Genomic DNA, 9,799 nt, shown 5'->3' on the forward strand with positions numbered 1-9,799 from the left:
CCCCTGCTAAGGGGGAGGCTGGGAGGGGGTAAAAACCTATCAACCCCACCCTAACCCTCCCCTTGAAGATAAAGGGAGGGAACAAAACAGACTCTAGCTCCTCCCCCTGCTAAGGGGGAGGCTGGGAGGGGGTCAAAAACCTACCAACCCCACCCTAACCCTCCCCTTGAAGATAAGGGGGGGGAATAAAACAGACTCTCACTCCTCTCCCTGCTAAGGAAGGCTGGGAGGGGTAAAAAACCTATCACCCCCCCCCTAACCCTCCCCTTGAAGATAAAGGGAGGGAATAAAACAGACTCTCACTCCTCCCCCTGCTAAGGGAGGCTGGGAGGGGGTCAAAAACCTATCAACCCCACCCTAACCCTCCCCTTGAAGATAAGGGGAGGGAATAAAACAGACTCTCACTCCTCCCCCTGCTAAGGGAGGCTGGGAGGGGGTCAAAAACCTATCAACCCCACCCTAACCCTCCCCTTGAAGATAAAGGGAGGGAACAAAACAGACTCTAGCTCCTCCCCCTGCTAAGGGGGAGGCTGGGAGGGGGTAAAAACCTATCAACCCCACCCTAACCCTCCCCTTGAAGATAAAGGGAGGGAACAAAACAGACTCTCGCTCCTCTCCTTGCTAAGGGGGAGGCTGGGAGGGGGTAAAAACCTATCAACCCCACCCTAACCCTCCCCTTGAAGATAAAGGGAGGGAACAAAACAGACTCTCGCTCCTCTCCTTGCTAAGGGGGAGGCTGGGAGGGGGTCAAAAACCTACCAACCCCACCCTAACCCTCCCCTTGAAGATAAGGGGAGGGAATAAAACAGACTCTCACTCCTCCCCCTGCTAAGGGGGAGGCTGGGAGGGGGTAAAAACCTATCAACCCCACCCTAACCCTCCCCTTGAAGATAAGGGGAGGGAATAAAACAGACTCTCACTCCTCCCCCTGCTAAGGGGGAGGCTGGGAGGGGGTAAAAACCTATCAACCCCACCCTAACCCTCCCCTTGAAGATAAGGGGGGGAATAAACAGCCTCTAGCTCTCAAAAATGCTCGCCATTCTCATAGTAGTCCTTGCCTTGCAGATCATGGAACAAAACCGTTATGTCTTGCCCACTGTCCACCAGAGGTCGAACCAATTCTTCGATGATTAAGGCCACTTTGCGCTTTACTTCGTCACCTCGGTCGAACCACAAGACATCAAAAAACGGGTAAGCAGGAGAAGCACCGCCAACGGCCAGATAGGTCGTTGCTTGGTACTCTAGAGTGAAGTGTGAATTCGGCGTATCGGTCACTTCCGCCAGGTTTTCTATTAGGATATCAGCAATGGATTCCAGTTCGTCGAAAGCCAATCCTCGGACACGTAGATGAGGCATAAAAAATCCTTAATCATAGATTACAAGTTACGACAGAGAATGCCTGATTTTTTAATTTTCATCTACATAATCAAATGAATAAGTGTCGATCACAACATCATCCTGAACCACTTCAACACTCCATTTGCCATCGAAACCAGGCATAAGGCGTTTGCTCGACCAAACTCTCCAACGGTCACCACCAATGTCAAAATCAACATCAGCTTGCTCTTCCCCGTCTAATTTCCAACGATGAATAACATGACTGCCGGCCATGTCGCGTAAGTCACTAAAGAAATACACTCGCTGAATGCCGCCATATTCTACTTGAACACTCGGGCCGATATCGTCTATTGGCTCACGGTCAATTACGTCTGAAGTAAATTGAGCACGGGCTACCGTACCCTGTGCAAACGCAGGAACCGCCATCGATAGCGATAAAACGCTCACCAAAGCAACTCGAATTAGCATTTTCCACATATTAAAATCCTGTTATATTTTTCATAAAAGTAAGCGCATTTAAAATGCATAAAACAGCTAATTTCTTAGTCTGCTTTGGCTCTAAATTGAGAATGGAATCTAATCATAAAAGTAGCTGAATACTGTGTAAAAGTAGCGAGAGTTTTGTGTAAATTTGCAAATACTCTCGTTACTTTTGTGTCAAAAAACGACTCGTTTTCTATGAAGAAACTAATACGCAGAAATAGAAGTGAATGCTTACTTTGGTTGACGATTAGCAAGCGGGGTAGAAAAAGTATATTCCATATCCCAAGGGAAGCGAATCCAAGTGTCTTGGCTAACCTCTGTGATAAAAGTATCAACTAACGGCTTACCAGCTGGCTTGGCGTAAATAGTGGCAAAATGCGCCTTTGGTAGCATTTCACGAACTTTCGCGGCGGTACGCCCCGTATCGACCAAGTCGTCAATCAGAATAAAGCCTTCGCCATCGCCTTCTACGCCTTTCAAAACGTTAAGCTCGCCTTGCTTCATGGCGCCGTTGCCACTTTCATCTTCGCCGTAACTGACGATGCAAATCGTGTCGATTAAGCGGATATCCATTTCACGACACAGAATAGCCGCTGGCACCAAACCACCACGGGTAATCGCAATAATCCCTTTCCAAGGACCCTGCTCCAGCAAACGCCAAGACAAAGCACGAGCATTTCTATGTAGCTCTTCCCAAGACACTGGAAAATCTTTTGAATAAGGGGTCATCAAAGCTCCTACGCTTTTCGCTATCAATTGCAATTATTGAATATAAGAGTGCTGCCAAGAGCAATAATAGCTCAAGAAAACACAGAGTATAAATGGAAGATTAGGATTTTAGCTGCATAGGCAGTCCTGCCGCAACAAAAGTTACCCGATCGGTCAATTTAGCCAATTTTTGGTTAATACTTCCTAGCTCATCACCAAAACGCCTAGCAAGGGCATTCATCGGCATCACGCCCAATCCCACTTCACTAGACACCAACACCAAGTCGCCTTTGAATTCAGCAACGGCTTGAAAAAGCGCTCTCTTCTCATTTTCTAAGCGGGCTTCGTCTTCCAGACACAGAAGGTTTGTCACCCACAAACTAAAACATTCTACGATCACCGCTTGTTCAGGCGAGTTTACCTCAGTCAACAAGTCCGCTAATGCCAACGGCTCTTCAATCACCCGCCATTCTTTGGGACGGCGAACTTGATGCAAACGCACGCGCTCCGCCATCTCTTCGTCCCAAATTTGGGAGGTCGCTACATAACAGACCGCTTTATTAAACGAAGCGACTTGCTCTTCAGCGTAAGCGCTTTTGCCACTACGAACGCCACCCAATACAAGATGCTTCATGCTAACTCCCTGCCCCCCGCGGTTTTTAATAAGCGAATCAAGGCGCTGTTCAAAGCGTCCATTTCATTAAGCGCGGGCAAGGCGACACGAATCCAACCTTCCCCCAAACGGGTGTGAACACCAACTTGATGCAACATGTCAAAAACTTGCTTGGCATGTGCTTCGCTTTCAAGGAACCAAGTCACAAACAAAGGATTCGATGCCCTGTCTTGGGAATCAAAGATGGTGTTGAATTTTGGCATAACCCTTTCTTCAAAGGCCGCTTGGCGTACTTTTAAACGCTGCAAAGCGGATGATTGCCAAGCTTTATCGGCAAAAGCGAGCGCCACCAGATGCAAGCTTGGCGTGGCAACGGGCCAAGGTCCCAGCAAATTTTTCAATGGGATTTGCCATTTATCCGCACAAAAAGCAAAACCAACCCGAGCGCCAGCCAAGCCAAAAAATTTCCCGACAGAGCGCAAAACGAAAAGCGATTCGCTCAGCGATTCACCTTTCAAAGTATCCAATAGACTCAGTTCAGGACAAGCATCCACAAAAGCTTCGTCCACAACAATATTCGCGCCTAGCTGTTCAGCATGAGCAATCAGCAGAGACAAAACCTCCGCTGAGGCCACTTCTCCTGTAGGATTATTCGGTTGAATGACCACCGCCACCGCCCATTTTTGGTCGAGCAAGTCTTCCAAGGCATCGTAATACGCAATCTCAAAGCCCCATTTCTTCCAAGCAAAAGCGTGCTCTTGATAACCAATACGTGGCACAAAAACAGTGTGCTTGGTTAAATTTGGGGTTAACGCGTTTGTAGCGATCAACATGGGCGGCAAAGCTTCGATAATATGTTGAGAGCCTGCGCCAATGGCATTGGGACGACGACCAAAATAACGCTCGGCCTCTTCTAATAAATCCGCTTGATCAGGTAAATCCATCCATAGCGCAGGCACCATTTCCGGAATAGGCCAAGGCTCACGGTTACAGGCGGAGGATAAATCCAACCAATTCAACGCTTCATTTCCCACCCTGCGCTGCCAATAAGCCAAATCACCGCCGTGCTTTGGCGGCAAGCTTTCCAAGTTAGGAAGGTTTTCTAACTTAGAAAAGCCTAAACCAACAGACATATTACCAATCCCCATAAATATACGCTTTTATCCACCAGCCAAATGGCTTCTTTTAAATGTTGAGGCATCGGTAAATCCCCCTCGCCTAAAATGGGTCGCGTTTCGACTTTACCAAAATACGGTGCTTCGCCACCTAACTGAATGCCCAAAGCGCCCGCCCCTGCAGCCATTACCGGGCCAGCATTGGGGCTTTTCCAACGGGCCGAAGGTCGTCGTGCACTACGAATAGCAGAACGCCATTTTCCACAAGCCCCATAGGTATAAACCACAAGACGAGCGGGAACATAATTTAATACATCATCAAAGCGTGCTGCGCACCAACCAAAATACCTCAAGGACTCGGTTTTATAGCCCCACATAGCATCCAGCGTATTGGCAAGACGATACAAGAGCACACCCGGCGCACCGAAGAGAATAAACCAAAATATCGGTGCAAATATCGCATCACTGCCGTTTTCTAAAACCGACTCAATACCCGCTTTTGCTACCGCAGACTCATCTAAATTCTGCGTATCACGGCTAACGATATAACTCACGGCAAGACGGGCTTCATCTAACTTTTCGCTAGAAAGAGGGTCAGTCGACAAAGGCTGATAAATCGCCAACGCATGCTCGCGCAAACTCTGCCAACCAATCGCAAAATACAACACCACCACAGACAGCAAAGTATCGAGCCAACTCGGCAACAACCAAAACAAAGCCAATAGAATCATCACCCAAGGCAAAACCGCCACCAGCCATGCCGACACACCAACCATGCGTTGACGAGAAGCAGAAGCATCTAACGGCAATTGAATGTGCTGGCGACAAAGGTCTACCCAGCGGCCAAACCAAATCAAAGGATGCCAAGTTTTTGGCTCGCCTAATAAGCGATCCAGCACCAAAGCCGCCACTAAAATGAAACTGGTCATAGAGAACACACCAAAAAAACCATCAAAACTACTGTTTAAATTAGCAAGGATCATAAATATAGGTCGTATTTTCACTTAACAAGGTGAACAGGTAAGGTAGAATTCTATCACCTTATTGATTTGAAGCGTGATGATACTGAATGCCAGCCTTTAGTTTAATGATCCAAGGAACCACCTCGGACGCCGGAAAAAGCACCTTAGTCACGGCATTATGCCGTTTGTTCACCCGCCGAGGCATTCAAGTCGCGCCATTTAAACCACAAAACATGGCACTCAACAGCGCCGTCACACAAGATGGCAACGAAATAGGCCGCGCCCAAGCCGTGCAAGCCTATGCCGCAGGGCTTGAACCTCATGTAGATATGAACCCTATTCTACTCAAACCCAACACAGACACAGGCGCGCAAGTCATCATCCAAGGCAAAGCCGTGGGCAACATGAACGCGGTGGGTTACCACGAATACAAAAGCATCGCCAAAACCGCCGCACTGGATTCCTATCATCGCTTAGCCGAACAATACCAAGCCGTATTAATTGAAGGCGCAGGCAGCCCCGCCGAGATCAATCTTCGTGCCCGCGATATCGCCAACATGGGATTCGCAGAAAGCATCAACTGCCCTGTTATCATCATCGCCGATATCGACAAAGGCGGCGTGTTTGCTCATCTCGTTGGGACGTTAGATTTACTCAGCCAAAGCGAACAAGACCGCGTCATTGGCTTTGTGATTAACCGTTTTCGTGGCGACATCAGCTTGCTGCAATCGGGTTTAGATTGGTTAGAAGAACGCACCGGCAAACCCGTTTTAGGCGTACTGCCTTTCTTAAAAGGCTTTCACTTAGAATCCGAAGACGCCGTTGCCAAAAGCCCAATAAAAACCGATAGCAACGCCAAATTAAACATCGTCATTCCTATCATGCCACGCACCAGCAACCACACAGATTGGGACGCGCTACGCCTTCATCCCGATGTCCAAGTGACCCTTGTTGGCGCGAATGAAACCATTCCACCAGCGGATCTCGTCATCTTACCAGGCAGCAAAAGCGTGCAAAGCGACCTCGCCTTTTTACGCCAAGAAGGTTGGGAAGACTACCTGAATAAACATCTAAGATACGGCGGAAAAGTCATAGGAATTTGTGGCGGCTACCAAATGCTCGGCGAGCAACTGCTTGACCCACTCGGACTCGAAAACCATGAGCCCAACACCAACGCGCCTGGCTTTGGTTGGATTCCCATGCAAACGGAACTGAAAGAAGAAAAGCAACTTAAACAACGACACGGCAAACTCATATTCGTGACAGATTCAAAAGTCACCGGCTACGAAATTCACTCTGGCGTATCACAGTTTTCCAATGCAACCGCCTACAAACACTTTGCAGAATTAGAAAATGGCGAGAAAGAAGGCTATGTTTCCGACGACAACCAAATCATCGGAACCTATCTGCACGGCGTATTTGACCACCCAGAAGCCCTACAAGCCTTACTCAACTGGGCCGGTGTCGACCAAGCCGCCACCTTCGACTACGACCAATACCGTGACAGCGAAATCAACCGCCTCGCCGACAGCGCAGAACAACACATGGACATAGACGCATTAATCAGAACATGTCGAGCATTTCACAATTCCCTCTAGCTAACCCCCTCCCAGCCTCCCCCTTAGCAGGGGGAGGAGCCAAGTTCGCTTTTGTCCCTTCCCCTTGTCAAGGGGAAGGTTAGGATGGGGTTGTGACTTTGGACTGCAAAATTAGACGTTCCCCAATACCTCATATAACCGTAGGTCGGCATGAGGGAGGAACGACCGTGATCCGACATATCAACAAAACCCAACGGCAGATCACACTCGTACCTCGTTCATCTGCCCTACGAAACGAATAGGGACAAAATGCTTTCGCTACGCCACTTCCCTAGGCGAAGCAATGCGCTTACCTTCATAACGACGCAACACAATTTGAAAACGTACAATAAGGATCATCGCTAGTAAGGTTAAACCCGCGCCCAAGCCAATATAAAAACCGCGCAGAGATAAGGTTTCCGCCCAAGGGCTGTAATGAGACAGCCAAAAGCCAAACGGAATACTCAAGCCAAACAAAGACACGGCAAAAGCAATCATAGTTGAACGCGTTTCACGAAAACCACGTAAGGCACCAGTGAACACGGTTTGCAACATATCAGGAAACTGATAACAAGAAGAGATCAGCAAGATGCTCGCTGCCAAGGCAACCACTTCAGCGTTACTGCTATAAATGTAAGGTATCTGTTGATGGAAGACCTGAGTGATAACAAAGCAGGTACTCACATAAGAAAGCCCCAACCAGACAATCACTCGAATACGCTTTCTAACACCGCTAACGCCTTCTTTCGACATGGCTTTTGCTACCACAATCGCTGTCACGGCACTCATGGCCATCATTGGCGTAAACAAGAAAGACGTATAAGACATAACAATCTGACCACCGCCCAATGCCAAATCACCAAAGGACGAAATCAGCCACGTCATCGAAGAAAACAAGCCCACTTCAAAGGCAAAAGCAAACCCCGCTGGCGCACCGACATTCAATAAGATCCCAAACTTGCGCGTGTAGCGCCACACTAAACGGGTAAACAAAGGCGTTTTATTGATAAAGCGGTCGTAAACAAAAAACATCGACACAGCTAAATACAAAGACAAAGCAGACGCCAACGCCGCGCCTTTTGCGCCCATCTCAGGAAAGCCGAACTTGCCAAAAATCAGCACATAGTTGAACAAGATGTTTAGTACTAAACCAAAGCTAGCGACGAACAAAGGAAAGCCTGGACGGCCAGCCGCTTCAAAGAGATTTTTGTAGGCAGTCATCAACGCAAGCATAGGAAGCGCTGGGGCAAAAATATACAAATAAGAAACCGTTACTTGCCTAGTTTCCTCCTCTGTCGCCATCAACTGTGCGAAATAAGGCAACAAGAAAATGGCCACCAAACTGGCCAACAAACCAAGCCCTACAGACAAACCCACCGCTTGCGACATATAAAGATTAACCAGCTTCGGCTGCCTACCATGCAAGTGACGTGTTACCAGCGGCGTAAGACCGAAAGTCACACCAATCAAAAAACAACCAACCGGTAGCCATAAGCTCGACGCCAAACCAACCGCCGCCAAATGCAAGGCACTGTAATGCCCAAGCATAATGGTATCGACCACACTGATCGACAGCTCCAATGTCATCGTCAGAATCATAGGAAACAACAAATGCAAAACTTCTTTTAACACTGGAAAACGCTTAACCACACATCACCACCGACTATCCATAGAAAACACCAAAAAACAGCCGAGCAATTTACCATTGATCCCCCAACATTGCACCGTTGGTCAGCTTTATTTCACTTCCCCACCACCCCGTAGGTCGGATGAGGCGAGGAACGAGGCGTGATCCGACATTTCAACCAAAACAACACCACAACCCGTAGGTCGGATGAGGCGAGGAACGAGGCGTGATCCGACATTTCAACCAAAACAACACCACAACCCGTAGGTTGGATGAGACGAGGCACGAGGCGTGATCCGACATTTCAACAAAGACATCGCCCCCACCCACCAACCCGTAGGTCGGATGAGACGAGGAACGAGGCGTGATCCGACATTTCAACCAAACCCAACGGCAGATCACACTCGTACCTCGTTCATCTGCCCTACGGGAATGTATGTAAATTTCCATTCCAATGTTTATCAAATAATCCTAGCTTAACGTCTCTATGAAAACTGGAATAAGGCCAATCAACGGTTGATGATACATAACCATGTTTCACCGGATTTAAATAACAATAATTGATGTGTTTATTCAGGTCTGCTTCTGATTTGATCTCATGCTCCCAAAAACGGTTCTGCCAAACAGCGTACTGCCCTCCAGTCAGGCTCCATAGTTTTTTGGTAAATAACTGTTTAATCAGTTGCCAACGTCGCGAATAATCATTGTCACCTTCAGGTAACGTCCAAACAGCATGAATATGATCTGGTAAAACGACCCACGCAACAATATGGAAAGGCCTACGTTTTAAAACATAAGAAACACTTTCTCGGAGCAGATCTATATGATTGATAAGAACAGAAGACTGACGGTTTTGCAGATTCACCGTAAAGAAAAACGTACCACCACGTTTTTTACTTCTTATATAGTTGGGCATCCTTGTCCACCTAATTAATTGATTTGAAATTTATATTACCCCATTACCCACTCAAACCTCCAACGGCAGATCACACTCGTGCCTCGTTCATCTGCCCTACAAAACAAATCCGACATTTCAACCAAAACAACACCACAACCCGTAGGTCGGATGAGACGAGGCACGAGGCGTGATCCGACATTTCAACAAAGACATCGCCCCCACCCACAAAACCGTAGGTCGGATGAGGCGAGGCACGAGGCGTGATCCGACATTTCAACAAAGACATCGCCCCCACCCACAAAACCGTAGGTCGGATGAGGCGAGGAACGAGGCGTGATCCGACATTCCCAACCAAGCCCACGAAACCACCAACCACATCCCAACACCCACCAACCCGTAGGTCGGATGAGACGAGGAACGAGGCGTGATCCGACATTTCAACCAAACCCAACGGCAGATCACACTCGTACCTCGTTCA

The 9,799-nt window shown here is 48.1% G+C and carries 9 protein-coding genes; 1 reads left to right on the forward strand and 8 read right to left on the reverse strand.

What is annotated here, in order from left to right; all coding sequences use genetic code 11:
- Window positions 1-1,023 precede the first annotated feature (1,023 nt).
- From DFP75_RS18200 to cbiB, 6 genes are all read right to left on the reverse strand, one after another.
- The gene (locus DFP75_RS18200; protein ID WP_110577465.1) at window positions 1,024-1,356 is read right to left on the reverse strand and encodes a DUF1904 family protein; all 333 of its coding nucleotides are present in this window, start codon (window positions 1,354-1,356) and stop codon (window positions 1,024-1,026) included.
- Between the two features lie 51 nt (window positions 1,357-1,407).
- Window positions 1,408-1,815: a DUF2914 domain-containing protein gene (locus DFP75_RS18205; RefSeq protein WP_110577466.1), complete on the reverse strand. Its 408-nt coding sequence runs from the start codon at window positions 1,813-1,815 to the stop codon at window positions 1,408-1,410.
- A 237-nt stretch (window positions 1,816-2,052) separates the two neighbouring features.
- Window positions 2,053-2,550 (reverse strand): xanthine phosphoribosyltransferase, encoded by a 498-nt coding sequence (gene gpt / locus DFP75_RS18210; protein WP_110577467.1) that lies wholly within the window; start codon window positions 2,548-2,550, stop codon window positions 2,053-2,055.
- A 100-nt stretch (window positions 2,551-2,650) separates the two neighbouring features.
- A complete protein-coding gene (cobU, locus tag DFP75_RS18215; protein ID WP_110577468.1) occupies window positions 2,651-3,163 on the reverse strand; it encodes a bifunctional adenosylcobinamide kinase/adenosylcobinamide-phosphate guanylyltransferase in 513 nt (170 codons plus the stop codon).
- The gene (locus DFP75_RS18220) at window positions 3,160-4,290 is read right to left on the reverse strand and encodes an aminotransferase class I/II-fold pyridoxal phosphate-dependent enzyme (protein ID WP_245927094.1); all 1,131 of its coding nucleotides are present in this window, start codon (window positions 4,288-4,290) and stop codon (window positions 3,160-3,162) included. Before DFP75_RS18220 ends, cobU begins: the two co-directional genes overlap by 4 nt.
- Complete coding sequence (gene cbiB / locus DFP75_RS18225; RefSeq protein ID WP_245927095.1) at window positions 4,260-5,186, reverse strand: adenosylcobinamide-phosphate synthase CbiB; 927 nt, start codon at window positions 5,184-5,186, stop codon at window positions 4,260-4,262. Before cbiB ends, DFP75_RS18220 begins: the two co-directional genes overlap by 31 nt.
- Before the next feature lie 140 nt (window positions 5,187-5,326).
- On the opposite strand from cbiB, the gene DFP75_RS18230 reads away from it, so the two are divergent.
- Window positions 5,327-6,817 (forward strand): cobyric acid synthase, encoded by a 1,491-nt coding sequence (locus DFP75_RS18230; protein ID WP_110577470.1) that lies wholly within the window; start codon window positions 5,327-5,329, stop codon window positions 6,815-6,817.
- Between the two features lie 258 nt (window positions 6,818-7,075).
- Here the strand turns inward: DFP75_RS18230 and DFP75_RS18235 are convergent, their stop codons facing one another.
- Window positions 7,076-8,428: an MATE family efflux transporter gene (locus DFP75_RS18235; protein ID WP_245927096.1), complete on the reverse strand. Its 1,353-nt coding sequence runs from the start codon at window positions 8,426-8,428 to the stop codon at window positions 7,076-7,078.
- Between the two features lie 419 nt (window positions 8,429-8,847).
- Window positions 8,848-9,339: an REP-associated tyrosine transposase gene (locus tag DFP75_RS18240; protein WP_110577472.1), complete on the reverse strand. Its 492-nt coding sequence runs from the start codon at window positions 9,337-9,339 to the stop codon at window positions 8,848-8,850.
- Between the last annotated feature and the right edge of the window lie 460 nt (window positions 9,340-9,799).

It is taken from the genome of Marinomonas alcarazii, assembly GCF_003208215.1.
GTDB lineage: Bacteria > Pseudomonadota > Gammaproteobacteria > Pseudomonadales > Marinomonadaceae > Marinomonas > Marinomonas alcarazii.